At 73.5% G+C, this 26,292-nt stretch carries 21 protein-coding genes; 8 read left to right on the top strand and 13 right to left on the bottom strand.

Features of this window, described 5'->3' with window-relative positions:
- Positions 1-255 precede the first annotated feature (255 nt).
- The 4 genes from FEF34_RS06910 to FEF34_RS06895 all read left to right on the top strand — a co-directional run bounded on the left by FEF34_RS06910 (position 256) and on the right by FEF34_RS06895 (position 5,968).
- Complete coding sequence (locus tag FEF34_RS06910) at positions 256-1,647, top strand: 8-oxoguanine deaminase (RefSeq protein ID WP_138052336.1); 1,392 nt, start codon at positions 256-258, stop codon at positions 1,645-1,647.
- 695 nt (positions 1,648-2,342) lie between these two features.
- A complete protein-coding gene (locus FEF34_RS06905; RefSeq protein ID WP_138052335.1) occupies positions 2,343-4,505 on the top strand; it encodes a hypothetical protein in 2,163 nt (720 codons plus the stop codon).
- Between the two features lie 9 nt (positions 4,506-4,514).
- Positions 4,515-4,862: a SelT/SelW/SelH family protein gene (locus tag FEF34_RS06900; protein WP_138052334.1), complete on the top strand. Its 348-nt coding sequence runs from the start codon at positions 4,515-4,517 to the stop codon at positions 4,860-4,862.
- Positions 4,863-5,557: 695 nt separating this feature from the next.
- Entirely contained in the window at positions 5,558-5,968 is a 411-nt protein-coding gene (locus tag FEF34_RS06895; RefSeq protein WP_138052333.1) for a hypothetical protein, read from the top strand.
- On the opposite strand, the gene FEF34_RS06890 is transcribed toward FEF34_RS06895, so the two are convergent.
- From FEF34_RS06890 to FEF34_RS06875, 4 genes are all read right to left on the bottom strand, one after another.
- Complete coding sequence (locus tag FEF34_RS06890; protein ID WP_138052332.1) at positions 5,872-6,726, bottom strand: glutaminyl-peptide cyclotransferase; 855 nt, start codon at positions 6,724-6,726, stop codon at positions 5,872-5,874. The genes FEF34_RS06895 and FEF34_RS06890 overlap by 97 nt on opposite strands.
- 208 nt (positions 6,727-6,934) lie before the next feature.
- Positions 6,935-7,801, bottom strand: coding sequence for an LPXTG cell wall anchor domain-containing protein (locus FEF34_RS06885; RefSeq protein ID WP_138052331.1), 867 nt, complete (start codon positions 7,799-7,801; stop codon positions 6,935-6,937).
- A gap of 683 nt (positions 7,802-8,484) precedes the next feature.
- Positions 8,485-9,477, bottom strand: a complete 993-nt coding sequence (locus FEF34_RS06880; RefSeq protein WP_138052330.1) for a GDP-L-fucose synthase family protein — start codon at positions 9,475-9,477, stop codon at positions 8,485-8,487.
- Positions 9,474-11,084, bottom strand: coding sequence for a polysaccharide biosynthesis tyrosine autokinase (locus tag FEF34_RS06875; protein WP_267905191.1), 1,611 nt, complete (start codon positions 11,082-11,084; stop codon positions 9,474-9,476). The genes FEF34_RS06880 and FEF34_RS06875 overlap by 4 nt, the downstream gene beginning before the upstream one ends.
- A 198-nt stretch (positions 11,085-11,282) precedes the next feature.
- Between FEF34_RS06875 and gmd the strand changes: the two genes are divergently transcribed.
- The 4 genes from gmd (at position 11,283) to FEF34_RS06855 (ending at position 15,628) form a co-directional block, all read left to right on the top strand.
- Positions 11,283-12,323: a GDP-mannose 4,6-dehydratase gene (gene gmd, locus FEF34_RS06870; protein ID WP_138052328.1), complete on the top strand. Its 1,041-nt coding sequence runs from the start codon at positions 11,283-11,285 to the stop codon at positions 12,321-12,323.
- Positions 12,324-12,327: 4 nt separating this feature from the next.
- Positions 12,328-13,257, top strand: a complete 930-nt coding sequence (locus FEF34_RS06865) for a glycosyltransferase family 2 protein (protein ID WP_234042305.1) — start codon at positions 12,328-12,330, stop codon at positions 13,255-13,257.
- A gap of 99 nt (positions 13,258-13,356) precedes the next feature.
- Complete coding sequence (locus FEF34_RS06860; RefSeq protein ID WP_138052327.1) at positions 13,357-14,820, top strand: O-antigen ligase family protein; 1,464 nt, start codon at positions 13,357-13,359, stop codon at positions 14,818-14,820.
- Positions 14,821-14,869: 49 nt separating this feature from the next.
- Entirely contained in the window at positions 14,870-15,628 is a 759-nt protein-coding gene (locus FEF34_RS06855; protein WP_138052326.1) for an FkbM family methyltransferase, read from the top strand.
- Here FEF34_RS06855 and FEF34_RS43625 read toward each other — a convergent pair whose 3' ends face one another.
- The 9 genes from FEF34_RS43625 to FEF34_RS06815 form a co-directional block, all read right to left on the bottom strand.
- Positions 15,629-17,260, bottom strand: coding sequence for an oligosaccharide flippase family protein (locus tag FEF34_RS43625; RefSeq protein ID WP_171052854.1), 1,632 nt, complete (start codon positions 17,258-17,260; stop codon positions 15,629-15,631).
- Complete coding sequence (locus tag FEF34_RS41075; protein ID WP_171052853.1) at positions 17,251-18,330, bottom strand: glycosyltransferase family protein; 1,080 nt, start codon at positions 18,328-18,330, stop codon at positions 17,251-17,253. The genes FEF34_RS43625 and FEF34_RS41075 overlap by 10 nt, the downstream gene beginning before the upstream one ends.
- Before the next feature lie 70 nt (positions 18,331-18,400).
- Positions 18,401-19,243: an FkbM family methyltransferase gene (locus tag FEF34_RS06845; protein ID WP_138052324.1), complete on the bottom strand. Its 843-nt coding sequence runs from the start codon at positions 19,241-19,243 to the stop codon at positions 18,401-18,403.
- A 133-nt stretch (positions 19,244-19,376) separates the two neighbouring features.
- Entirely contained in the window at positions 19,377-20,261 is an 885-nt protein-coding gene (locus FEF34_RS06840; RefSeq protein ID WP_138052323.1) for an FkbM family methyltransferase, read from the bottom strand.
- Complete coding sequence (locus tag FEF34_RS06835) at positions 20,248-21,456, bottom strand: glycosyltransferase family 4 protein (RefSeq protein ID WP_234042304.1); 1,209 nt, start codon at positions 21,454-21,456, stop codon at positions 20,248-20,250. The genes FEF34_RS06840 and FEF34_RS06835 overlap by 14 nt, the downstream gene beginning before the upstream one ends.
- Positions 21,450-22,730 carry a glycosyltransferase family 4 protein gene (locus FEF34_RS06830; RefSeq protein ID WP_138052322.1) on the bottom strand — a complete coding sequence of 427 codons (1,281 nt, stop codon included), beginning with the start codon at positions 22,728-22,730 and terminating at the stop codon, positions 21,450-21,452. Before FEF34_RS06830 ends, FEF34_RS06835 begins: the two co-directional genes overlap by 7 nt.
- A 79-nt stretch (positions 22,731-22,809) precedes the next feature.
- On the bottom strand, positions 22,810-24,138 hold the full coding sequence (locus tag FEF34_RS06825) for a glycosyltransferase family 4 protein (protein ID WP_138052321.1): 1,329 nt from the start codon (positions 24,136-24,138) through the stop codon (positions 22,810-22,812).
- Positions 24,135-25,061 (bottom strand): WecB/TagA/CpsF family glycosyltransferase, encoded by a 927-nt coding sequence (locus FEF34_RS06820; RefSeq protein ID WP_138052320.1) that lies wholly within the window; start codon positions 25,059-25,061, stop codon positions 24,135-24,137. The genes FEF34_RS06825 and FEF34_RS06820 overlap by 4 nt, the downstream gene beginning before the upstream one ends.
- Positions 25,058-26,056: a UDP-glucuronic acid decarboxylase family protein gene (locus FEF34_RS06815; RefSeq protein ID WP_234042303.1), complete on the bottom strand. Its 999-nt coding sequence runs from the start codon at positions 26,054-26,056 to the stop codon at positions 25,058-25,060. The genes FEF34_RS06820 and FEF34_RS06815 overlap by 4 nt, the downstream gene beginning before the upstream one ends.
- Positions 26,057-26,292: the final 236 nt, after the last annotated feature.

The following is a 26,292-nucleotide window of genomic DNA, read 5'->3' as shown; positions in this document are numbered from 1 at the left end:
GCGGCGGTCGGGGAGCCGCCCGTCGGACGGGACCGGCCGCGGCTCGTCCGTCCGCCCGGCCGGACCGGGCAGTACCGGACATGAGGGACAGGTGGTTTCCTTGACACGTGCACGTGGGGCGGACACGCCCGCGCGGGTCCCGCCCACCCGGTCCTCCCATCCTTTCGGCACCCACGGCCCCCGGGCCGTGGCACTCAAATCCTCCAGGGTCCTGCCGTGCCCGCACCGCCACCGAAAGTCAAAGGACGCACCGCCATGGCAGCATCGGCAGCAGCCCCGCGCATCGTCATCGAGAACTGCTCGATCGCGACCGTGGACGCCGACGACACCGAGTACGCCTCCGGCCACATCGTCGTCGCCGGCAACCGCATCGAGTCGGTCGGTCCGGGCAGGGCTCCCGAGAACCTGGAGAACGTGGTCCGACGCGTCGACGGCACCGGCCACCTCGCCACCCCCGGCCTGGTCAACACGCACCACCACTTCTACCAGTGGATCACCCGCGGCCTCGCCACCGACCACAACCTGTTCGACTGGCTCGTCGCGCTCTACCCGACCTGGGCCCGCATCGACGAGCAGATGGCGTACTCCGCCGCGCAGGGCTCCCTGGCGATGATGGCCCGCGGCGGCGTCACCACCGCGATGGACCACCACTACGTCTTCCCGAAGGGGTCCGGCGACCTCTCCGGCGCCATCATCCGGGCCGCGTCCGAGATGGGTGTCCGGTTCACCCTGGCCCGGGGCTCCATGGACCGCAGCGAGAAGGACGGCGGTCTGCCGCCGGACTTCGCCGTCGAGACCCTCGAGGGCGCCCTGGCCGCCACCGAGGAGACCATCGACGCACACCACGACGCCTCCTTCGACGCGATGACGCAGATCGCGGTCGCCCCCTGCTCCCCGTTCTCGGTCTCCACCGAACTGCTCAAGCAGGGCGCCGAGCTGGCCCGCCGCAAGGGCGTACGGCTCCACACCCACGGCAGCGAGACCGTGGAGGAGGAGAAGTTCTGCCATGAGCTCTTCGGCATGGGCCCGACCGACTACTTCGAGTCGACCGGCTGGCTCGGCGAGGACGTGTGGATGGCGCACTGCGTCCACATGAACGACTCCGACATCGAGGCGTTCGCCCGGACGAAGACCGGTGTCGCCCACTGCCCCTCGTCCAACGCCCGGCTCGCCGCCGGCATCGCCCGCGTACCCGACATGCTGAAGGCCGGTGTCCCCGTCGGCCTCGGTGTCGACGGCACCGCGTCCAACGAGTCCGGCGAACTGCACACCGAACTGCGCAACGCGCTGCTCGTCAACCGCCTCAACCCGGTGCACCGCGAAGCCGCGCTGAATGCGCGTCAGGCGCTGCGCCTGGGCACCTACGGCGGCGCGCGGGTCCTCGGCCGCGCCTCGCAGATCGGCTCCCTGGAGCCGGGCAAGCTGGCCGACCTGGTCCTGTGGAAGCTGGACACCCTCGCCCACGCCTCCATCGCCGACCCGGTGGCCGCCCTCGTCCTCGGTGCGGCGGCCCCGGTCACGCTCTCCCTCGTCGGCGGTGAACCGGTCGTCGAGAACGGCCGGCTGCTCAGGGCCGACGAGGACGCCATCGCCCGCTCCACGCGGGACGAGGCCCAGCGCCTCGCGCGGATCGCCGCGCAGGCCTGACACCCCGGTAGTCCGGTCGAGGGGGACGGCCCTCGGCCGGCGGCCGCGGACCCGAGCGGGGTCCGCGGCAGCCGCCGCCGGGAGGTTGTGCGCCGACAACACGGCGCACACCTCCCGGCGACGGTGAACTCTCTCGTGTCTGCGTCCCCGGCACTTCCCCACGGGCGCACATCACAGCACCACCCACAACACCTGAATCACGCACCACCTCTGCCCTCCCCGGCACCCACGTCGGAGCGACGCGTCATCCGATCGGAGGAACTGCCCGCGGCAGCCGAGTCACGGTTCCGCGAAGCGGCAGACGCCGCGCCCGACGACCGGCGGCATCCCGCCCCGGCGATCCGGCTATCCGGCGCGCCCGGGCGAGGCGGACCGCAAGCACCGGTCGACGGGACGCTCCCGCCCTTGGGGACGTTCACCAGCGGCTTCCGGCACATGGCCGTCATGACGGTGCAGACCTCCCGGCGTGCCGGACCACGTCGGGAGCCGTGCGGGTCCGGTAGGGCCCGTACCGGCGAGGCCGCGCGGGCCGGGCGTGTCCCGGAGCCCGCGGGCCGGGTGCGGTCCCCCGTACGGCGTGCGGCCCGTACGGGGGAACGCGCGCGCCGCGCTCCGGCGGCCGTCCCTCGCCCGATCGGGCCATCCTCCGCACGGGCAAGCCCCTCTGCCCCGGTGAACGCCCATACGCTCCCCAGGTGACCCGTACCACTGCCCTGAACACCGGCCTCGACGCATTCCTCGCCTGGGCGGAGACGGAGCGGAAGACCGCTCTGCCGCCCCGCCCCGCGGACGCGGTACTGACCCTGCTGGCGCTGCACGGCGCGGACCGCCGCGCGGGCGTACCCGAGCCGACGCCCGAGCTGGTGCGCCGGGTCCTCGTCGAGGACCTGCCGCTGCTGCTGTGGGCGAGCCCGGACGAGGCCGCCGCCGTCCCGTCCGTGCTCACCGCGCTTGCGGACCGCGTACGCGACGCGGGCCGGCTGAACGCCAAGCGCCACGCGCGCGTCCTCACCGCGGCCGGCGAAGCCGTACCGGAGTTCGTCCGGGCCCTGGGAGACCCCCGCAATCTGACCTGGCCCCGCTGGTACGCGTCGCTGCTGCGGGCGGACGGCGTCGAGGCGGACGACCCCGAGGCGGTACGCGCCTGGCTCGCCGCGCTCGACTCGGCACCCCACGCTGAGCGGCCGGGGCTCCCCGAACCCCTGCACCGCTCGGACGTCACCGCGGCCACCTTCGCGGCCCGCATCCGGCTCACCGACGCCCTGCTGGCCGCCTTCGCCCACGACGTCGAAGGACCCTCACCGGCGGGGCCGCTACTGCCCGCGACTCCCGCCCTGGAGGCCGCCCGCCCCGAGGAGGCGCTCACGTCCGAACTGGAGGCGCTGGCGGTGGCCCTGACCGACCGCTGGACGGCGGCGGGCCTCGCCGAGGCGCTCTCGGGACCGTACGAGGGCCTCGCCCCCGGGCCCGAGGCCCTGCCGCACGCCGTCCTCGCCGACCGCTTCCTCGACGAACACCTCGACCACCACGGCGACTCCGCCACTCCGCTGCCCCCGCCCGCCGCCGTGCCCGGCCCCGGTGAGATCCGGACGCTGCTGCACGCGGCCCCGCTGCCCGCGGCGCTGGCGGCCGGGAGCGCCGACGTCCACGACCTGGCCGAGCAGTGCGGCTTCCCCGGACCGGCCGAGGCCGTCTGGACCGGCGGCACGCCGCAGGAACTCGTCGAACTCGGCGCCGACGTCCTCGCCGCCGTCGTGGAGCGCATCGCCGCCGGCTCCGACCCGGACCGCGCCGCCGACGAGGAGTACGCACTCGACGCCGCGCACGTCCTCTACGGCCTGTACGCGCGGGGCGGCACCCCCGAGTCCGTGGCCCGCAAGGCGTCGGGCCACACCGACCTGACCGTCCCGCCCGACCTGGAGGACGCCCCGGCCGTCGTCCCCGCCTCGGCCCCGACCGGGTACGAGACGCCGCCGCTCGCCGAACTGTCCGGACTGCTCGGCATCCCCGGTCTCACCGAGGACGACCGCGCGGCGGTCGACGGCCCGGCCCGCGCGCTCGCCGCGGTGGTCGACGCACTGACCCGTACCGGCTGTGTCTTCCGCACCGGCGACACCTACGGTCTCACCCCGCTCGGCAATGCCGTCGTCCGCCACGTCCTCGCCGTGGGCCACGTCGCCGCCCCCGACGAGCACGAGCTCGTCACTTGGGACGCGGCACGCACCATCGCCGCCGTCCAGCACTGGCCGCCGGCCGTCGCCGCCGCGGCGGTCACCGCGTGGACGACGGCCCGTGGCGCCACCGACGCGGCGTGGAGCGAGCTGCTGGACGCCGCCTCCGCGGCCAAGTCCGCCGACTTCCACCGCACACTGACGACGGCTCTGTTCGAGCGGCTGGACCGGGCGTACATCCCCGACGGACCCCTGCGGGCCGCGCTCACCGACCCCGTCACCGGCGCCCACGCCCACCGACTCCTCCACTCCCGGGGCGAACCGGCGGACGAGGGCCTCGTGCCCCTCACCGCGCGGGCCACGTTCCTGCTGGAGGAACTGGACGCCTGCTGGGCGGCGGACATGCGGACCTTCGTGGCCGCCGCCGACGCGGACCGCGCCCCCGAGCCCGCACCCACCGCACTGGTCGACGCCTTCGACGAGGCCGCCGCCGGCTGGCCGGGCGGCGCCCCGTCCCTGCTGACGGCACTGGCGGAGAGCGACCCGGCGGGCGCGGCCCGCGTCCTGGAGGACCTGCGGGGACGCCACCCGGACGGCAGGGTGGCAGACTTGGCGGCGCACGCCGCGAAGACGGCGAGGGCGACGGTGAAGCGGTCCGCGGCGCGCCGCCGCGGCACGGGAAGGTGAGGGCGCCGGATGTCCGCGGCAGACGAGGTGCCGGAACCCGGGCCGGAGCGGGAAACGGCAGGCCACCGGCTGCAGATCGAGTACTGCACCCAGTGCCGCTGGCTGCCCCGCGCGGCATGGCTGGCCCAGGAACTCCTCGGCACCTTCGACCGCACCGAGCTCACCGAGGTGGCGCTGAAGCCGGGCATCGGGGGCGTGTTCGTCGTGCGGGTCGACGGAGAGGTCGTCTGGGACCGCCGTGAGCAGGGCTTCCCCGAGCCGACCGCCGTGAAGCGGGTCGTCAGGGACCTGGTCGCGCCCGGCAGGACGCTGGGACACGGCGAACGCCAGGACCCCGGGGGCGGCTCTCCCTCCTGACTCCCGGGCATCTCCGTCCGCCCCCGTCCGTGCCCTCCGCCCTCTTGCCGGGCGCGGCCGGACTGTGCGCTGGGACACGGCGAACGCCAGGACCCCTGGGGCGGCTCTCCCTTCTGACTCCCGGGCATCTCCGTCCGCCCCCGTCCGTGCCCTCCGCCCTCTTGCCGGGCGCGGCCGGACTGTGCGCTGGGACACGGCGAACGCCAGGACCCCTGGGGCGGCTCTCCCTTCTGACTCCCGGGCATCTCCGTCCGCCCCCGTCCGTGCCCTCCGCCCTCTTGCCGGGCGCGGCCGGACTGTGCGCTGGGACACGGCGAACGCCAGGACCCCTGGGGCGGCTCTCCCTTCTGACTCCCGGGCATCTCCGTCCGCCCCCGTCCGTGCCCTCCGCCCTCTTGCCGGGCGCGGCCGGACTGTGCGCTGGGACACGGCGAACGCCAGGACCCCTGGGGCGGCTCTCCCTTCTGACTCCCGGGCATCTCCGTCCGCCCCCGTCCGTGCCCTCCGCCCTCTTGCCGGGCGCGGCCGGACTGTGCGCTGGGACACGGCGAACGCCAGGACCCCTGGGGCGGCTCTCCCTTCTGACTCCCGGGCATCTCCGTCCGCCCCCGTCCGTGCCCTCCGCCTTCTTGCCGGGCGCGGCCGGACTGTGCGATACAGGTCTGGACCAATGCCCGGCGGACGGAGGCAGCCCGGTGCGACGCCCCCTGTTCTTCCCCGTGCTGACGTGTGCGCGTGTGCTGCTCGTCGCGGCATGCGGCGGTGGCGCCGGGGCCGCGGACACCCGCAGTCCCTCCGTGCGGAGCGGCGTCACCGTCCAGGCGAGCAGCGCGACCTCCGTGCACGTCATGTGGGAGCACTCCACGGACGACACCGGTGTCGGCGGCTACGAGGTCCACCGCGCCGGCACGAAGGTCACGTCCTTCCCGGCGGCCACGCGCATGACCGACATCGACACACCCGCCGACGGCCGCCGGAACACGTGGAACGACATCTGCCGGAATCCGGCTCAGGGACTCCGCCGTGCGGCGCCGGAAGTGTGCGGGGCGGGCACGAACCGCACCCGGAACGTCGTCGGCCACCACTTGCCGGTCAGCAGGAACTGATCGGTTCCCGGGACGGCCGCGATCCCGTTGAGGGCGTCCGCGTGCCGCCGCTCGGCCGCGCCGATCAGGCCGTTAGCGGAGATCTCCCCCGTCACACGGCCGGTGCGGGCGTCGATCCGCACGATCCGGTCGGTGGGCCAGACGTTGGCGTACACGAGGTCGCCGACGCACTCCAGTTCGTTGAGCCGGTCCACCCGCCGCCCGCCGAGGGTGACGACGACCGAGCCCTTCCTCCCGAGGGTCCCGGGGTCCCGGAAGACGAGGCGGGCGGAGCCGTCGCTCGTCACCAGGCGGCCGCGGCGCGGCTGGTGGCACACTCCCCAGCCCTCGCCGTCGTACGGAACCCGGCGGAGCTCGGCGAGAGTCCTTGCGTCGCGCTCGATCGCGACACCGTCGCGCCAGGTGAGCTGCCACAGGGTCCGCCCCACGACGGTGATCCCCTCACCGAACAGCGGCGCCGGCAGTCGCGCACGCCGGGTGGGCGCGGCACCCGGCGGGCCCCATCCGATCGTCGAACGGCCGGAGACACCCGTGCTCTCGTAGAGTGCGCCGCGGGCCATCTCCAGGCCCTGGGTGAATGCCCCCGGGTCGTGCGGCAGGGTCCCGACGACCTCGACTCGCAGACGCTCGACCGGTGTCGCCGCCCGGACCTGCGCCGGATCCCGCCCGCCGGCACCGCCGCCCGCCGTACAGGAGGGTGCGAGGGCCCCGGCGGCGAGGGCCAGGATGACCACGGGGGTCACGAAAGCGACGCGCATGCCCCGCACCCTCGCACGACGCCGCAGCCGTCGCCGCTGTCCCTCCACCGGCTCACCGGGGGATTCGCCCCCATGCCGCACTCCCCGCCGCGATCCTGTGCGGCGGTCCCGGGCCGCGGTCTCCGGACACGGGAGAGCCCCCGGACAGCGAGGCGCTGCCGGGAGCTCTCCCGTACCGCGGTGGTGCCGTTGTGCCGGTGGCTGTCCGTCAACCCCGCTGGGAGCCGTTGCGCCGGCGCTTCGCGACGACCAGCGCGCCGCCGCCGAGCAGCAGCAGACCGCCGGTCGCGGTCAGCAGTGCGACCGTTCCGTCGGACGAGCCGGTGTCGGCCAGCGAGGGTCCCGAGTCCTTGTCGTCGTCCCCGTCGTCGTCGTGGTCGTCGTGACCGCGGCCGTCGCGGCCGTCGTGGTCGTCGTGACCGTTGCCGTCGCGGCCGTCGTGGCCCCCGCCGTCGTGGCGTCCGTGGTCGTCGTCCCCGCTGCCGGGGCGTCCGTGGTCGTCGTCACCGTCGCCGGGGCGTCCGTGGTCGTCGTCGTCGTCGCCGTCGCCGTCGCCGTCTGCGTCGATGGTCACCCGAACGGTGAGGACGAGCTCGGACTCCGCGCCGGCCAGCTGGAAGTAGTAGGCGCCTTCCCGCGTTCCCTCGGGAACGGTGAACGTCGCGTCCACGACGCCGCTCCCGTCGGCTGTCCACGTACCGACCGTCACGATGGGCCGGTCGTCACCGCCGCCGACCGACATGGTGGGGCTCGTGGACGGGCTGGGCTTGGGGTCGGCTGCCGTGAAGGTCCGGGGGACCGCTGCGGAGCGGCCCAGCGCGGCAGCACCGCCGGCGCCGCCTCCGCCGCCTACCGGCACGAGACGACCGGTGGTCTGCTCGTTCGGCTGGAAACCCCGCCCGAGGAAGTCGACGACCTGGCCGAGCTCCAGGACCAGGTCCACGTCCTCGACGGTCAGATTGGGGGCGGGCGGGTACTGCGCGAATGCCGGCTGGGCCGCGATCAACGGGGCCGCGGCAACAAGGCCTGCGGCAGCGGCGGCCACGACGAGCCGCCGTACGGAGCGTCTGGGCATGGTTTCGGGCTCCTTAGTGGAAGACGCTTGACGAGTGGTGATCGTTATTGCTTTTCGAAAGAGAGGTTCGAACCGCGTTGCAGGACAGGTTGTTTGCCGCACCCGCGGCGGGCCGTGGCCACCGCGGCGGCAACCGGGGGACGACCACGCGGCAGGCGACAGCTTTGCCCGACCACCGGACGCCCAGCGGCACCGGACCGGGCCTGTGTGGCGCCGGCGCTCCGGCGCCTACTGCTCGCCGTCCTTCGTTCGCATGGGTATGTCCAAAGCAGACACTCGCGTGCCCTCCGCACCGCCTCCACCGGCACTTGTGGTCGTACTCCGTCAGGCTGTTCGAGAAGGTCAAGCGCTTCGATCCGTAGACATGAACCGGCCTATCCGAAACAGGCGCACCACGGTGTTCGGCAGGACGGTGTACGAGCGGCACTCGGATGGACCTGAAGGGTCGCCGTCACGAGCGGAGGAGTGCGTTCGGGAACGCGGGCCCCGGCCGTGCGTCAGAAGATCCGAACCGGGAACGAGCCTCGGGAGCGCTCGTCCGGGCCGCGCGTCCATGGCCTCGGGAGCGTTCGTCCGGGCCGCGCGTCCATGGCCTCGGGTTCGGAGATCCGGGCCCGGGGACGTGAGCCCGGGGACGAGCGTCCGGTCCGGCCGGGGCCGGCGGGACCGGACGCCGTGGTCGATCAGAGCCGCAGCACGCCGGAGCCGAGGTGGTCCGCATACCAGGCGTAGGTGTCGGCGAGGCCGTCACGCAGGCCGATCCTCGGTTCCCAGCCGAGCGCGGTGATCCGGGAGATGTCCAGCAGCTTGCGCGGGGTCCCGTCGGGCTGCCCCGGGTCCCATTCGAGGGTTCCGCGGTAGCCGACGACCTCCGCCACCTGCTCCGCCGCCTCCCGGATGGTCAGGTCCGTTCCGGTGCCGATGTTGACGGGGCCGTCCGCGTCGTAGTGCTCGAGCAGGTGGAGGCAGGCCCGGGCCAGATCGTCCACGTGCAGGAATTCCCGGCGCGGCGTTCCGGAGCCCCAGTTCACGACCCGTGGTGCTCCCTCCCTGCGGGCCTCGTCGAAGCGGCGGATCAGCGACGGCAGCACATGAGAGTGCTCGGGATGGAAGTTGTCCCCGGGGCCGTACAGATTGGTCGGCATGGCGCAGATCCACGGCAGGCCGTGCTGGCGCCGTACCGACCGGACCTGCTGGATCCCGGCGATCTTGGCGATGGCGTAGGCGTCGTTGGTCGGTTCCAGCGGGCCCGTGAGGAGCGCGTCCTCCCGGACGGGCTGTTCGGCGAGCTTGGGGTAGATGCAGCTGGACCCCAGGAACAGCAGCCGCTCGACCCCGTGCTCCAGCGCGGCGTCCAGCACATTGACCTGGATCCGGAGGTTGTCGGAGATGAAGTCGGCGGGCCGGGTGGAGTTGGCCCTGATCCCGCCCACGCGGGCGGCGGCGAGTACCACCACGTCCGGTCGGGCGGAGGCGAACCAGTCGAAGACCTCACGGCGCTCGCGCAGGTCCAGTTCCGCGGAACCGGGCCCCATCAGGCCGGTGAAGCCCTCCCGCGACAGATGCCGCCACATCGCCGAACCGACGAGTCCACGGCGTCCGGCCACGAGCACCCGGGCCGAGCGGTCCAGGGGACGGCGGACGGCCCCGTACGGTTCCGACAGCACGGCGGTCATGACTGCACGCTCCGTTCGACTGCCACCGGGCGCGGCGCCTCTTCGGCGAGCGCCCTCACCGGGGCGGCGAGCCGGGCGTCGGGCCCCCCGCCGGGAGTCGGCAGGGCCGGGGCGGTGCCGGGGGACCGCCTGCGCCTGACGGCCCGCGCGATCCTGGCCAGGCGGGACGGGCGCCCGGTCCGGCCCGGACGGGAGATGCGGGCGAGCCGGGCCAGGCGGGCGAACCGGCCGGTCGTGTGGCACTGCGGCCGGTATTCGTAGGCGTACCCGTGGGCACCGCGGTCCTCCTTCGGCGAGGCCATGTTGAGGACCGTGCCGACCACGGAGGCACCCACGTGCCGCAGGGCGCGCAGAGCCTCCGCGACCTGGTCGCGGCTGGTTCGGGAGGCCCGGACGACCAGGAGGTAGCCGTCCACCTCGGAGGCGATCACGGAGGCGTCCGCGACGGGGAGCACCGGAGCGGTGTCCACCACGACGTGGTCGAACTTCTCGGCGAGACTGCGGAGTACGGACTTCAGCTGCGCGCTGCCGAGCAGCTCGGTGGGGTTCGGCGGCACCGCGCCGCTGGTCAGTACGGAGAAGGATCCCGCGGACTGCAGCAGTTGCTGCACCTCGGCCCGGCCGATCAGCGCGGTGGTGAGCCCGGCGTCCCTGATCAGGCCCAGGGTCCGGGCGGTGGAGGGACGGCGCAGGTCGGTGTCGACCAGGCACACCGAGGCTCCGGTCTCGGCCAGTGTCGCGGCGAGGTTCACCGCGACACTGGTCTTGCCCTCGCCGGACAGCGGGCTGGTCACCGCGATCACCTTCGGCGGCCGGTCCACGTCCACGAACTGCAGACAGGTGCGCAGCCGCCGGAAGCCCTCGGCGCGCAGCCCGTGCATGTCGTCGCGGAGCGCCACCGGCCGGCTGGTCGCCTGGGGGTCGTGCACGATGCTGCCGAGCACGGGCGGTCCGCCGAAGCCGGCCAGAGCGTCGGTCAGCGCCTTGGACGTGCGGACCGACGAGTCCAGGGTCTCCCTCGCCAGGGCGAAGCCGGCCCCGAGGATCAGCCCGGCCAGGAGCCCGAGTGCGATGTTCGTGGCCGGCCGCGGCGAGAAGGGCGTGCCGGGCACGGAGGCCGGCTCGGTGATGCTCAGCCGCACCGGCGACGAATCGGCGTCGATCGGGCGCTCGAGACCGCGGATCACCTCGGTGAACCGTTCGGCGACTGCGTTGCTGATGCGCGCCGCCCGTGCCGCACCGGTGTCGGTGACGGTGAGCTGGAGCAGCACCGTGTCGGGCTGGGCGGTCGCGCTGATCTTGCTGCTCAGCGCGGCCGGTGACATCTTCAGCTTCAGCTGCTTCACGACGTGCCGGGTCACCAGGGGGCTCGTCGCCACTTCGGCGTACGAACGCACACGGGCCTGGGTGAAGAGATTGCCCTGGGCGAGCTGCGCGGTGTCCGCGTCGGTGCCGCCATGCAGCGAGACGAAGAGCTTGGAGGTGGCCCGGTATTCGGGGATGGCCGTGTACGTGAGGAGCACGCCGGCCGCCGTGCCGAGCAGGGTCAGCGCGGTGATGGCGCGCCAGCGGCGAGAGAGGACTCGTAGGTAGTCGCGAAGGTCCAAGGTGTCCGTCCCCGATCGGATCCGGTGAAGGGCTGGGTGGGGTGGTGCCACCTTACGGCGAAAGGGGCGAAATACGACATAACGCCACATTGCATAAGAAATGCAGTAATTGTTCCCTACACTGGTGGGGTGCCGGGGCGCCTACCTGCAAGGGAGCCTTCCGTCGCTTCGTGAAACCTCATCAGCCAAGGAGCGCGTGTGACCGCCAGAACGGCACTCATCACCGGCATCACGGGCCAGGACGGCTCCTACCTCGCCGAACTGCTGCTGGAGAAGGGCTACCGGGTGCACGGAATCGTCCGCCGCGCCTCCACCTTCAACACCGAACGCATCGAGCACCTCTACCGCGACCCGCACGACCCGGAGGCGCGCCTCTTCCTGCACTACGGCGACCTCACCGACGGAACGCGGATGACGGGCCTGCTGGAGCAGGTGCAGCCGGACGAGGTCTACCACCTCGCCGCCCAGTCGCATGTGCGGGTGTCGTTCGACGAGCCCGAGTTCACCGGTGACACCACGGGGCTGGGCACCACCCGGCTGCTGGAGGCCATCAGGAGGACCGGCCTGCCCTGCCGGTTCTACCAGGCGTCCAGCTCGGAGATGTTCGGCGCGGCCCCACCGCCGCAGGACGAGAGCACGACCTTCCATCCCCGCTCGCCCTACGGGGCCGCGAAGGTGTACGCGTACTGGGTCACCCGCAACTACCGCGAGGCGTACGGTCTCCACGCCGTCAACGGCATCCTTTTCAACCACGAGTCCCCGCGCCGCGGCCCCACGTTCGTGACCCGGAAGGTGGCCGTGGCCGCCGCCCGGATCAAGGCCGGCCTGCAGGACGTGGTCCACCTCGGCAACCTCGACGCCCGCCGCGACTGGGGCTACGCCGCCGAGTACGTCGAGGCCATGTGGCTGATGCTGCAGCAGGACCAGCCGGACGACTACGTGATCGCCACGGGCACCAGCCACAGCGTGCGCGAGTTCGTCGACCAGTGTTTCGCCCACGTCGGCCTCGACTGGCGCGACCACGTGCGTTTCGACGAGCGCTATCTGCGCCCGACCGAGGTCGACCACCTGATCGGCGACGCCTCCAAGGCGGAGACGCGGCTCGGATGGCGCGCCACCGTGCGCGCCCCCGAACTGGCCCGTTTGATGGTCGACGCGGAGCTCAATCTCCTCCGGAACGGCCTCGCATCGGGAGACCGGGCCGTGCCCTCCGCCGTCCCCGCCCCGGCCGCGCGGTGACCCGGTGCACGCCGATCGCATTCCGCCCGGGGGCGCCCCGCGCGGCGTCGCCGTCCTGATGACCTGTCACAACCGCCGGGACAGGACGCTCGCGGCCATCTCCTCGGTGCACGCCCAGACCGGCCTTCCGGCCGGCACCCGCTGCACCGTCCACCTCGTCGACGCCGGCAGCGCCGACGGCACCGCCGACGAGGTGCGGGCCGCCTTCCCCGGCACCGATGTGGTGACGGTCGGCCCGGACGTCTTCTGGGGCACCGGCACCAGGATCGCCGCCACCCGTGCCGACCCCGCGGCCCATGTGCTCTGGCTCAACGACGACGTGGTCCTCGACAGGGGAGCCCTCGCCGCACTGCTGCGCACCGCCGCACCCCTCGACCGCCCGGCCGTGGCCGTCGGCGCCACGCGCTCCGGCGACGGAACCCGCACCACCTACAGCGGCTACCGCCTCGTCCGGCCACCCCTGCGCCCCCCGGCCCTGGAGCGCGTCGAACCGGACGCCCGGCAGGCCACGCCGTGCGACACCTGCAACGGCAACGCGGTGCTGGTCACGGCCCCGGCCCGGCGCGTGCTGGGCGACCTCGACCCCGCCTTCCCACACCGCATGGGCGACCACGACTACGGGCTCCGTGCCCGCCGGGCCGGCATCCCGCTGCTGCTGGCACCGGGTCACGTGGGCACCTGCGACGACAACTCCGGCGCCGTCGGGGGAACCTCGGCCGAACCCGGCCTCGACGCGCGCACCGCGCTGCGGCGGCTCGCCTCCGTACGGGAGCAGCCGCCGGCGCCCTGGTGGCGGTACTGCCGCCGGCACCTCGGCCCCTGGGCCCCGCTGGTCTTCTGCTCCCCGTACGTGAAGACCGTCCTGCGGTCCACCGTGCGCCGGCCGGGAGCCCTGCCGCGGCGCCGGCACGCGTCCCTCCGCGCGGACTCCTGAACGACCGGCAACGCGGCCCGGCGGAAGGCCGACCGTACCGCCGGCCGCAGGGACCCGGTCCACCCCCAGCGCGTTTCCCACGTCCCAGAACGGATCACGGTGCGACTCCTTCCCGTTGACCCGCAGACCCTGCTGGTGCTGCTCATGGCGCTTCCGCTCGTGGGGCTGCTGCTGTGGGTCTTCGCCCGGCACTGCGGGATCGCGATCGGGCTGCTGCTGGGCACCCAGGTCTGGATCGTCGTCGTCGGTGGGCAGACGGCAGCCCTCGACATCGGCGTACGCGTCTACCCGACCGACGTCCTGGACGTGTGCGCGATCGCCGTCGCCATGGCGCGTGTGCCCCGCCGCAACCTGGCCTCCCACGCCGGATCGGCGGCCCTGCTCGCCATGCTCGCCCTCACCACCTGGTCCACCCTCCGGGGGGCGGCCGCCTTCGGACTGCAGGCCGCGGGCAACGACTCCCGGGTCTATTTCTGGCACTTCCTCGCCATCACCCTGTATCTGGCCACCGCACCGCTGAGCGCCTCGCTGAGCCGGGTCGTCCCCCGGGCCTGGCTGGCCACCGCGGCTGCGTACGCGCTGCTCAGTGCGGCGGGCTGGGCGGACCGCGGACTGCACGCGGCGAACGCGCATCTCGCCGTCGACGGTGTGACGGTGGACTCCCGGCCGGTGCCCGCCGCCGCGGCGCTGGTCCTGGCCCAGGCCGCGATGCTGCTGTTCTTCCGCGCACCCGCAGACACGCCGGCCCCCGGTGGCCCGCACCACACCGGTCCGGCGGGTGCTCGGCGAGTGAACGGGAGACATCTGACCGCCTTCCTGTTCCTCCTCGTCGTGGTCCTGCTCCAGCACCGGACGGTCTGGGCGGCCACCGCGATGATGGGGCTGGCCTGGTGGGTGCTGCGGCCCGCGCGCGGCGGACAGCGCTTCGTGTCGGCCGGTGCGGGAGCGCTCGTGCTCTCCCTCACGGCCCTGCTCTACGCCGTCGGCGCCTTCGGTGCGATCGGCGGCTCCCTCGCGGACTCGTTCGAGGAGACACAAGGCACCCGAAGCACCTTCGCCTGGCGGGTGCTCGGCTGGCAGGACCTGCTGGACGCGCCGCGAACCCTCGTCCAGTGGCTGGTCGGAGCGCCCTTCGGGTCCGGCTACGAGCGGTTCATCGGGGGCGGGCTCGTCACGGTGTCCCCGCACGACTACTACCTGCACATCATGCTGCGCCTCGGACTTGTGGGTCTGCTGGCGCTGCTCGTCGTCTACTTCCAGACCTGGCGACGGCTCGCGCGCGCCGGCGCCGCGACCGTGGCCCTCCGCGTCGTGATGGTCGGCCAGTTGGTGCTGTTCGTGTCCTACTCGGCCTTTCCCGAGCAGGCGGTGCTGCTCGGGTTCTGCCTGTGGCAGGCGCGGGTCCGAACGGCCGGCGGGCCCCCGCGGACGCCGTCGCCCGGCGTTCCCGACCTCGCGGCACCCGTGCCTCGACCGGTGCCTCCGGCCCGACCCGTCGTCAGGGAGCGGGAGGACGGCATCCTGTCGAAGACCGGCGGGCATCCGAAAGGGCACGGCGTGTAGAACGCCGCCATCGGTGACAAATCCGACATGATCCGACCACAATGGGCAAGTGACTCTTCTCCACCGGGCCCGGAAAGCCGTCCAGCGTCTCGGCCTCGACGTGAACCGGTTTCCGGAGTGCTCCCACGACTACCGCGCCGTGCAACTGCTCCGTCATTCCGGCGCCGACGTGGTGCTCGACGTGGGAGCGAACCGCGGTCAGTACGGACTCGGCCTGCGGCGGTTCGGGTACCGGGGGCGCATCGTGTCCTTCGAGCCGCTGCGCGCGGCGTTCGAGGCCCTTCGCAGCCGGGCGGACGCGGACCCCCTGTGGACCGCGCTCCCGCACGCCCTCGGCGACAGGCGGGCCACCGTCACCCTGAACGTGGCCGGGAACAACGGACTGAGCAGCTCCGTACTGCCGATGCTGTCCCGACATGCCGAAGCGTGCCCGGACTCCCGCTACGTGGGCCGCCAGGAGGCCGAGCAGTACCGCCTGGACGACCTGTGGCCGCAACTGGCGGGTCCCGACGACCGCGTCTTCGTCAAGCTGGACGTCCAGGGGTACGAGGAAGCCGTGTTGCGAGGAGCCGAGGACCTCGCGCGCCGTTGCTGCGGTCTGCAACTGGAGGCGTCCTGCGTCCCCCTGTACGAGGGCGGCCCCCTGCTGCACGAGGTGATGGACACGGCGCAGCGGCGCTACGGCCTGACCCTCATGGCCGTGGTGCCGGGGTTCACCGATCGCCGGACGGGCCAGATGCTCCAGTGCGACGCGGTGTTCCTCCGCGAACCCGCGACGCGATCCGGTCCGACCGGCACCCGGGACTGATCACTGTGCCTGCGGCCGGGTGACCCCCTCGCGTCGAGGGCCGCGTACCCGGAAGGGCAGCCGCAGGGGGAGCAGGCCACGGCCGGCCGCCACCCGGTGGAGCGGCAGCCGGGTGCGCAGGGGGCGGCAGAACGCCACGAAGAGCGCGCCGGCCGGCAGTACCAGCAGGAGGGCCGGGCAGGGGCGGTCGGCGGCCGTCCGGGACAGGGCCACTCCCGCCGCGTACGCCGCCAGTCCCAGCGCCGCGTGCACTGCGTGGCCGCCCCACAGGCGCCGTGCCTCGACGACACGGCCGCCCCGCCACTTCCACATCTGCACCGCGAGACCGCTCAGCTGACCCGCGAAGGCGGCCAGGGCCAGCGTGGTGAGGCTGTGTCGGGAGGCGGCCACCAGCGCCCCGGCGAGTGTCGTGGCGGCCGCCGCGGTCTGGGCGGCCGCCATCCGGCGGAGAGAGCCGCACACCGTGTCCACGGAGAGGCCGACCGCGTACACGACGGCGACGGCGGAGAAGGCGCAGAGCGGGGGCACCAGCCGGGCCGCCTCGGTCCAGCCCGGTCCCAGGAGCAGTTGCAGCGCGCCGGGCCCGGTGCCGGCGAGGAACGCGAACGGGAGGAACGACAGGGCGGAGGCCGCGAGCAGGACGTCCGTCGCCGCACGGCGGACGGCGGGCTCCTCCCCGCCCCGGGGGGCGCGCGCCCCCGGGGGCCGCCCCACGACCTCGGCACGCACTCTGGTGAGGGCGGGGGTCGTGACCCGGGTCAGGCCGGCCGCGAGCGTGGTGAGGAGCAGTCCGGTGAACAGTGTCGCCCGCGAGTAGTAGCCAGCCGCCACCGGACCGAGGATCGTGCCGGCCGCCCACAGGGGCACGGTGTTCGTCGTGTACTGGGCGAGCTGGTGTCCGGCGAGGAATCCCGATGAGCCGACGAGTTCGCGATACCTGACCGGCCGTTCGGCGGACCTGCCGCCCGCCGGCGGCAGCCGCCGGGTGACCATGGCGCCGGCGAGGACCGCGATGCCCAGCTGGGTGGTCACCGAGGTGACGGCGAGGCCCAGCGGGTTCCAGCCGGCCGCCAGGAGCAGGCTTCCCGCGAGCAGCCCCGCCGCCAGCGCCCCGGTCTCGACCAGGACCGCGGCCCGTTGGGCCTGCAGCCTCCGCAGGCCGGCCGCGCTCACCGCACCCACGGGGAGGACCAGGAACTGGAGGCCCAGCACGCGCAACAGCCCCGTCGTCTCGGGGGCGTTCCACAGCTCCGCCCAGAGCGGGGCCGTCGCTTCCACCACGGCGAAGCACAGGAGGCCGCTCAGCAGGCCCAGGCGGACCGTCGCCATGAGCAGGCCGCGCGTCAGCTCGCGCGAACGCAGCACGGTCGTGGCGAGCCCGGCGTTGGCGAAGTAGCCCAGCAGCTGGGTGATGGACAGGGCGGAGGCGAAGGCCCCGAAGGCGGCGGCGCTGACGGCCCGTCCGGTGTAGGCCGTGTAGCCGAGCTGGAGGAAGGCCGCCACGACGGCCGCCGCGTAGTTCCAGAGAGTGCCGGTGACGACCGTGTGGGAGTGCGGGTGCTCACCGGGGGAGGCGGTCTCCTTCCCGGAACGTGCCCCTCCCGCAGGATCGCCGCCGGTGCTCACCCCCACTCGCCCTCCCCGGCGGCGATCCGCTGCCACGGGTCGGCGGGGGGCGACGGCAGTGGCAGGAACGCGCCCAGCATGAACTGGACGGAGTGAAGGTCGGTCAGGCGTGAGCTCACCCAGCGGCGAAGCCTTTCCCCGGCGGAGTCCAGCTCGTGCTGTTCCTCGTGCAGCAACTCCGCCACCCGCTCCACGACGTCCCGGGGAGAGCGCATGAGATGGAGGCCGTCCCGCGGGCCGGGCAGCCATTCCATGCCCGGTCTGCGCTGGCTGACGTGGACGCGTCCCGCGGCCCCGGAGATCGGCAGCCGGTCGGAGAAGTACCCGGGGTAGCGCCCGTAGTGGTCCCATCCCACGCTCATACGCGCGGAGCGGAGGACGGCGATCTGCCGTTCGAAGGGCAGCGGACCCCGGGCATGGGGACCGTGCCACCCCGATCCGAACACACCGAGCCGGCAGCCCAGTCGACCCAGCCCGCGGACGACCCGGACCCGCTCGCCGGCGCCCGGCAGACGCGGGAGCACCCGGGCCCGCACCACGCTGTTGCCGATGGTCACCACGTCGAACACGGCGGCGTCGCCGGGAGGAGCCGGCCGGTCCTGCTCGGGAAAGCAGTCCAGCGGCAGTGTGTGCGGCACGTAGCGCACCGGCTTCCGCGCGATGCGCTGGAGCATGGCCAACTGCGCGCCCCCGGCGACACTGAACACGGTGTCCGCCACCCGGAGCCACGAGCGGCTGGACTCGGGCAGCCGCTTGTTGCCGCCCCACGCGTCGCCCTCCTGGTAGACGACCAGTGGCGAGCCCGCCAGCCGCAGCAGCCGGGCGATCTCCTCGTAGGAGAAGGGAAATCCGTGCGGGGACTGGACGAAGACGACGTCGGGACGGGAGCCGAGGACCGCGTTCTCCAGCGAGTCGAGTGCGGCCCGGCGTCCGCCGTGGAGCAGCGCGGCCCGTGGCGCGGCGGGCACGTGTCCGAGGTGCCCTTCGGCCTGCAGTCTCCGGAAGGCGCCGGTGAACCGGCTGCGCCGGGTCAGCTCGGGCTCGTTGTTGAGGTGCAGTACCACCGGTGCACTCACTGCTGCTCCTCGCGTCCCGGCTCAGTGTCGCCCCGGGCCTCCGACGGCGTCCTCGGCCGGCCCGGGAACGTCAGTCGACAAGGAAGTTGGCGTAGCGGGGCGGTGGGACGAACCCGGGCGGGGCCGGCGCCACCCCGCGCTTCCCGAGGTGCCGGATCCGGCGGTAGCCGAGTTCCAGGACCGTTCCGCGCAGCCTCTCCAGGGCGGCTCCGTCGAGACACTCGGCGATGATGGTCGGACGGTGGGCCGAGATCGTGCGGCTCATGCCGCCCAGCACCTCGGGTTCCAGCCCCTCCACGTCGATCTTCACCAGATCGACCGGGACGTCCCCGATCGCTTCGTCCCCGGTGGTGACCTCGACCTCCACCGTGTCGTTCGCGGGTTCTGCCGCGAGCAGGGAGGCGGCGGTGGTGTCGGACGGGATCCCGAGGAGTGCCCGGCCGGGTGCGCCGGAGAGTGCCTTCTCGACCAGGACGACCCGGTCCTGGAGACGGTTGACCTCGATGTTGCGGCGCAGCTTGCGCATCGCGGCGGGGTTGGGTTCGACGGCGACCGCGCGGAGCCGTGGGTTGGCCCGGCAGGCCAGCAGGGTGTAGATGCCGGAGAAGGCGCCGACGTCCACGAACCCTCTGGCACTGCGGGCGAGGTCGAAGAAGACCGGGTGGGTGGTCTCCTCCCAGTGGCGCATGTTCGTCCAGACGAGGCTGCGGGCCAGGATGTCGTCGGCGTCGCTGGCATAGTGGAACCCGCTGCCGTCCGGAGCGCGCAGCGTCCACACGCCGGTGGGGTGCAGGCGCTTCCAGACGGCGTTCGGCACGCAGCCGCGCATCGTGGCGAGTCGGACGGCCCGTTGCACACCGGGGAACCGGAACAGCGAATCGCGGGCACTACGCAAGGTGTCGTGCACTGTCACGCGGCTCAACGTACGGCAGCGGCCGCGGAGATCCGCGGCCAACGCCGAAGTGTCGGTGTTGTTGCCCGCCGCTTCACTCCTCGGCACCAGTGGCGTGGTGCGCGGCGGATTCCCCGCGGCACCCGGCCGGAGCTCACCCGGCGACGGACGCCGGTTTCCTGCCGGCGGGCATGCGCGGCGGGCGGGACTCCGGCGTTCCCAGGGACGCGAGGTAGTTGCTCACCCCGCGGAAGTGCTCGAGTTCCTCGGTGTACGCCGGCACGGGCAACAGGACGCCTCCGGGGCAGATCCTCCACAGACGGTAGCCGAGCGGGGTGAGGAGGTCCCAGAAGTCGCGGAAGAAGGTGCGGGAGTAGACGTTCGCCGAACCGAACTCGAAGGCGATGGTCGTCACCCTGTGGTCCCGGAGGCTGCCGGCCGCTCCGCGCAGGGCCTGGAACTCCGCCCCCTCGATGTCGAGCTTCAGCAGGTCGATCCGCTCGACCCCCCACCGCTCGACCTCCCGGTCGATGGTGGTGACCGGCACCTTCTCCTGATGGGCGGTCATGTCACCGAAGTAGGAGTCGCGGCGCCGGTGGACGGATGCCACGCCCGAGCCCGGGGCGTCTGCGAAGATCGTCGCAGAGCCCTCCTCGTCGCTCACGGCCGCGGGAACGACCACCTGGTTCGGCACCCGGGCCCTGGCGAGCGCCGGCCGGCACGCCGGCTGTGGTTCGAAGAGGAAGTAGCGGGCGTTCCGTGTGCCGAGTGCCGAGTGCAGCCCCGTCGACCACTGACCGTGGTTCGCCCCGACGTCGAAGACCACCGGGGCTTCGACCCCCCGGAGGCAGCGTCGCGCCGCGACGATCTCGCCGTGAAGGTCCCAGCCGGTCCCGGCGCCCCGTCCCTGGAGGATCTCCAGGTAGATCTCCAGCAGACGGGTCCCCTGCCGGATCCGCCGGCTGCTCGCCAGCCGGCACAGCCGGGGTGCCGCGGCCTTGGCGGTCCGGCCGAGGAGGCCGGCTTCATGTACCTGCATGAGGATTCCTTTGGTGTCGTTCCATCGCCTTCAGCAGCCCGTCGCAGAAGCGCGCCGCCATGCCCTCCGTCGTGTACGCGGGAACGTCGTCCCCGCACGCGGTACGGAGGGCCTCCAGTCGTGCGGGGTCGCGCAGCAGCGCGGTCACGGCGCCGGCGTACGCCGCGGGGTCGTCGGGGGTGACCAGCGCGTTGCGGCCGTCGGCCAGGTACTCGAACTCGGGAGCGTGCCAGGGCCAGTCCGTCGTGACGACGGGCGTGCGCAGGGCGAAGGAGTCCACCGCGCAGAGTCCGACCCGCCCCGGCATCAGCATGACGTCGCTGACCGCCCCGAGCGGTGCGGTACCCGTCCCGCCGGTGTGACCCACCGCGATCACCGGGCCGCCGGGTCGGGAGGCGGCGGCGTCGACCAGGTGCCGGTCCGCGCCGTCGCCCGCCACCAGCAGCCTGAAGCCCGGGAGTTCGGCGGCGATGCGGTCGGCGCAGTCCAGCAGGAACGGGATCCGCTTGGGCGCGTCCAGCCCGCCGAGGTACAGCGCGGTGCGTCCCCCGGTCAGGCCGTACCGTCTCCGCAGCAGCGCGGCCTCGGTCGACTCCGCCGTCCCCGGCAGCGCGGCCCGGGCGCGCGCGGCCGCGAGTTCCCCGGTGTCGACGGAGTTGCGTACCACGGTGATCCGGTCGCGGGGGAAGCCGCGCGAGGCGACATGAGCCGCCCCGCCCTCGGTGTAGGCGAAGAACCAGGATCCCAGCCGGGTCAGCGCGCTCTTCGCCGCGGTCTCCAGGCGGTTCGGCGGCTTGGTGTAGGTCCGGCCGTGTCCCCAGAAGGCCACTCCGGGGGCGCTGTCGGCCGGCCGTCCCGCCGACCGCAGCAGCAGGGGGTACGCCTCCAGGTTGTGCAGCGCCTGCTCCAGTACGACGAGGTCGGCGGAAGCCGCCCGGCGCCGCACCCGGCGCCAGTGCAGCGACCGCCCGCCGGGCAGGGACAGGCGCCGGACGGGGACCTCGCTCGCGCAGCAGCAGGAGGCGGCGTCCCCTCGTGCGGCCTGGTGCGGGGGCGCCGGCCCGTGGAGTACTTCCAGGTCCACGCCCTCGAAGGCCAGCCGGGCGTGCAGTCGGTCGAAGAAGGACGTGCGGTAGCCGGGGACGTACGGCTGCACCACGGCCACGCGGCGCCGGGTGCCCCCGGCGGTCAGCACGCCCGCTCCGCGACGCCCGCCGGGCGAGGGCCCGGCGGGTGAGCGAGGGCCTGTGCGTAGACGGCCTCCATGGCGGCCGTCCAGGACCGGGCGCTGTACCGCTCGGCGTGCACCCGGCGGCAGTGCTCACGCAGCCGGGGGAAACGCTCGCGTGCCGTCGCGAGGGCGTGCGGCAGTTCGCCGGGGCCGTCGTAGACCGCGCCCGTACCGTCCCCGCGCACACTGTCCGCCGCCGCCGATCCGGCGAGGGCGAGCACGGGCACTCCTGCCGCCAGCGCCTCCTGGCAGACCAGGGCGGTGGCGGACTCGGGGCAGACGCTGGGGAAGACGAGACCCGTGTACCGCGGCAGCCGGGCGGTGATCTCCCGGCGCGGCAGGGCGCCGAGCAGCCGGACGCCGCCGGGCGCGGCCTCCCGGCAGGCGGACTCCAGGGGGCCCGAGCCGATCACATCGAGGGGTTCGTTCTCCGGCCAGCTCCGGAGCAGCGGCAGGATGCCCTTCTCCTCGCTCAGCCGGCCCGCGTACACCCACCGCGCCGCCGCCCCCGACGCCGCCGCCCGGTCCGTCCCCGACGCCGACGTGGTGCGGTCCTCCGGAGCGGCCGGACCGCCGAGGCCGACGAAGTTGGGTACCAGGGCGAGCTTCTCCGGCGGTGCGCCGAACCTGAGGTACAGGTCCCGGCTGCGCTCGGAGAGCATCACCAGCCGCTGGGCGCGCCGCAGCAGGGGATGGGCCGCCGCGCCGCGCCGGCCGGCCCAGGCGAGGGGGAGCGTCGCGCCGCGGCGCCCCCGGTAGCACCCGTGCCGCAGTCCGGTCCAACGGTCGCCGTCGGGGCAGGCCGTGCACGTCTTCCCGTCGCGGAAGAGCGTGGCGGCGGCGCACACGGGACGGTAGTTGTGCAGCGTGGCGACCACGGCGCCGGGCCAGCGGTCCAGCCAGTCGGTGGCGAAGTTGGGGAAGAGGTTGTGCACGTGCACCACATCGGGACCGAGCCGGCGCAGTTCCGTCAGCGGCGAACGGCCGCGGCCCGTGGCGACCCTGACCGCCGCACGCAGGGTGTAGCCGCGCTCGCTCTCCAGCGCGTCGGTGTGGGCGGCGACCAGCGTGACGTCGTGCCCGGCGGCTCGCAGCGCCTCCGCCTGGTCGAGCACGGCGGCGTTCTCGCCGCTCGGCCGGCGGGAGGAGTAGAAGCTGTGCACCAGCGCCACGCGGTAGGCCGCCGGGTTCCTCGGGGGACTGCCCGTCCGGAGACGGGGTGCCTGTTGTGCCGGCATGCGCTCTGCTGCTCTCTTTCCGTTGGGGCGGGCGGTGGGCGGGGCGGTTCGCCGGTCGGCGGGCACGGCCGCCGGTGCTTCAGCGACGGTTCAGGACGGATTCGTACAGCCGCTCGGCGAGTTCGGCCTTCGAGGACCAGGTGTGCTGCCGCGCCCACCGCGGTCCGGCCTCCGCGGTGCGGTGGAGCGCCTCCTCGTCGGCGAGCACTCCGGCGAGCGCGTGGGCGAGGCGGCGCGGCAGGTCCACGGGATCGCCCAGCGGCACGGGAGCCGCGCAGCCCGGCGCGGAGAAGTCCCCGACCCCCTGGTGGTCGAGATGCACCACCGGCAGTCCCCGGGCCCATGCCTCGAGGTTCTGCACCCCGAAGGAGTCGCGGAGGCTGGTGAAGAGCAGCACGTCAGCGTCGTCGTACGCGCCGAGGGTCTCCTGCCAGGTCAGCCGTCCCCGGAAGCACACGGAGCCGGCGACACCGAGCCGTGCCGCGAGCCGTTCCAGATCCGCACGGAGCGGACCGTCCCCGAGCACCGCGAGACGGGCGCCGGGCACGCGGGCGAGGAGGAGCGCGAACGCCCTCAGGGCCAGTTCCGGGGCCTTGATGGCGGTGAGCCGTCCGACCCAGAGCACGGTCGGCGGGCGTTCCGGGCGCAGCGCCCCCTCCTTCGGAGGCTCGCGCAGCAACTCGTCCGGCACCCCGTCGCTCAGGACCAGACGCGGGTCGGCGCGGCCCAGGCGGCGGGCCCGCAGCGCGGTGTCGCGATTGGTGGTCAGGACCAGAGCGGCCTCGCGGAGCGTCGCACGGCACGCCTGGCGCAGGCTCATGCCCCGCACCCACAGCAACTCCCTCACCGCCTCCTGGAAGTACGCCGGTCCCAGCCAGCGGCGGTGACTGCGCGGAGCGGTCTGCCCACCGCCCACGGGGCCGAACACCAGCGGCGGTCCGAGCCGGCGCAGCGCGCTGCCGCCCACCAGCGAGCCGTACGAGACGTGGTGCACCAGATCGGCCCCGTCGAGCCCATGAGCGCGCGCGTGTTCGAGGGCGTGCCGCTGCCATCCGTCGTAGTGGACGAACTCCAGCGCCTGGCCGCGCAGGAAGCCCGGCAGCAGACGGACCCACCAGGGGCGTGGCGGGGCGGGCACGACATGGGTCCGGATCCGCCGCCCCACCGTGCCGAGGGCTCTGATGCGCCGGGCGATGTGCTCCGTGTTGCCGCCGTGGGGGCGGGTCAGCAGCTCGACCGTGTGCCCGCGGCGTGCCAGTGCCTCGGCCCACGCCCAGCCCATGCCCGGCTCGGTGCCGCGGCTCGGGTCGCACGCGTACGAGACCAGGACGATGCGCAGCGCGTGGGCGGGCGGGCGGACGCCCTGCCCGCGGTCCACGTCCGGGACCTCACCGGTCGGAGCCGTCAACGCGTCCTCTCCCGCCTGCCGACGAGCGCCGCCCCGGCGTCCGACGGCCGCCCGGTCGGGGCGGATGCCCCCGGAGACGTCCGGAGGGCTGCCTGCCGGACGACGCCCCCGACGAAGCGGGCGTTGCCGAACAGATAGCGCCGCCACATCCGGCGCGGCTCGCAGGCCAGCCGGAACATCCACTCCAGCCCTCCGTTCTGCATCCAGGCCGGTGCCTGCCGCTTGTTGCCCGCGATGAAGTCGAACGCGGCGCCGACCGCCACCGTCACCACGGGCAGCGCGGCACTGAGTTCGGCCGCCCGGTGGTCCTGCAGGGGAGTGCCGAGACCCACCCAGACGATGTCGGCCCCACGGGCGCGGATGTCCTCCTCCTGCTCTCGCAGCTCCTGGGCGGTCAGCGACCGGAACGGCGGGGAACAGGCGCCGGCGATCAGGGCACGGGGGAAGCGCCGCCGCACCTCGCGCTGCAACGCGGACAGCACCTCCGGTGTGGAACCCAGCAGATAGTGCCGCAGCCCGGTGCCCTGGCTCATGGATAGGACGTCCAGCATGAGGTCCGGTCCGTACACGCGTCTGCGCGGCAGCGCCGTGCCCCGGTGGAGCAGCTGGTTCGCCCAGACCACCGGCTGTCCGTCGGCGAGGTTCAGGAACGCCTGACGGAGGGTCCTGAGCAGGTCAGGGTCCCTGTCGCCGAGGGCGAGGGTGTAGGCGTTGCACAGGTGCACGTCGCTCCCCTCGGGCGCGACGGCTTCCTCGGCGTCTCCCGTCCGGTGCGCCTCGCGGGTGTCCCGGAGGTGCAGGGCGCGGTGCACCACCCGGCGGGCCGCGCCCTCACGGGTGTGCGCCGTGACGGGGACGCCGAGGCACGAGACCACGGGAACGGCCGCTGTGCCGGTCGCCGTCCGGTCGCCGACCGGCGTCATCGGCGGTCCGTGCCGTTCAGCACGGTGACGGGATGCCGGCGGGGCGTGGCGCCGAAGTCGTCGAGGTCGATCCGGCGGCGGAAGTCCTTGACGGTCTCCCGGAGCCCGTGCTCCACCGGTGTCGTCGGATTCCAGTCCAGCAGTTCGCGGGCCAGCGTGATGCTCGGACGGCGCTTCTCTGGATCGTCCTGCGGCCGGGGCACCAGCACGATCTCGGAGGGGGACTCGGTGAGCTTGCTGATCCACTGGGCCAGTTCGAGCATCGTGATCTCGTGGGGGTTGCCGAGGTTGACCGGGCCGCCGTGGCTGCTCCCGATCATCCGCATCAGCCCGTCGACGATGTCGTCCACGTAGCACAGCGACCGGGTCTGGCTGCCGTCCCCGGTGACCGTGATCGGCTCCCCCCGCAGGGCCTGGCGGATGAAGGTGGGGATCGCCCGGCCGTCGTCGGGGCGCATCCCGGGCCCGAAGGTGTTGAAGATGCGCACGATCTTGGCGTCGACGCCGCGGTCCCTGCGGTACGCCATCGTCAGGGCCTCGCCGAAGCGTTTCGCCTCGTCGTACACCGCGCGCGGGCCCACCGGGTTGACGTGGCCCCAGTAGCTCTCCGGCTGCGGGTGCACCTGCGGGTCTCCGTACGACTCGGAGGTGGAGGTCAGCAGGAAACGGGCGCCCTTGTCGGCGGCCAGGTCCAGTGCGTGCCAGGTGCCGGCCGACCCCACGCGCAGCGTCTCCAGCGGCAGCCTCAGGTAGTCGGCGGGGGAGGCGGGCGACGCCAGGTGGAACACGGCGTCCACCGGTCCGCTCACGCTCAGCCCCGCGGTGACGTCCCGGCAGTCGAACCGGAAGCGCGGGTCTCCCATCAGATGGGCGACGGTGTCCTCGCTGGACGTCACGAGATTGTCCACGCACAGCACGGAGTGGTCTGCGGCGAGCAGGCGCTCGCACAGATGGGAGCCGATGAACCCGGCCCCACCCGTCACTACAGCACGCATGAAGGTCCTCTCGACGGCCACGTCGCGGGTCGACGGCGGCAAGGTGATGTGTCATTGCCGAGGCCTGCCCCGACATCGTGTTTGCATCTATTTGTCGGTTATCGACCATTCGAGACGTTAGGTGACTGAATATGCCTCCGCGATGGGCAACTTTCCCTCGTTCAGTTGAAGAGGACGGAGGGGTGGCCTCACCCGTCGCAGTGACGGCCGGTCACGGTCCCGCTCGGCCGGGGCTC

This window comes from Streptomyces marianii, assembly GCF_005795905.1.
GTDB classification, from domain to species: Bacteria; Actinomycetota; Actinomycetes; order Streptomycetales; family Streptomycetaceae; genus Streptomyces; species Streptomyces marianii.
The sequence above is the reverse complement of the archived record's forward strand: the minus strand, read 5'-3'. Positions and strand labels throughout refer to the sequence as shown.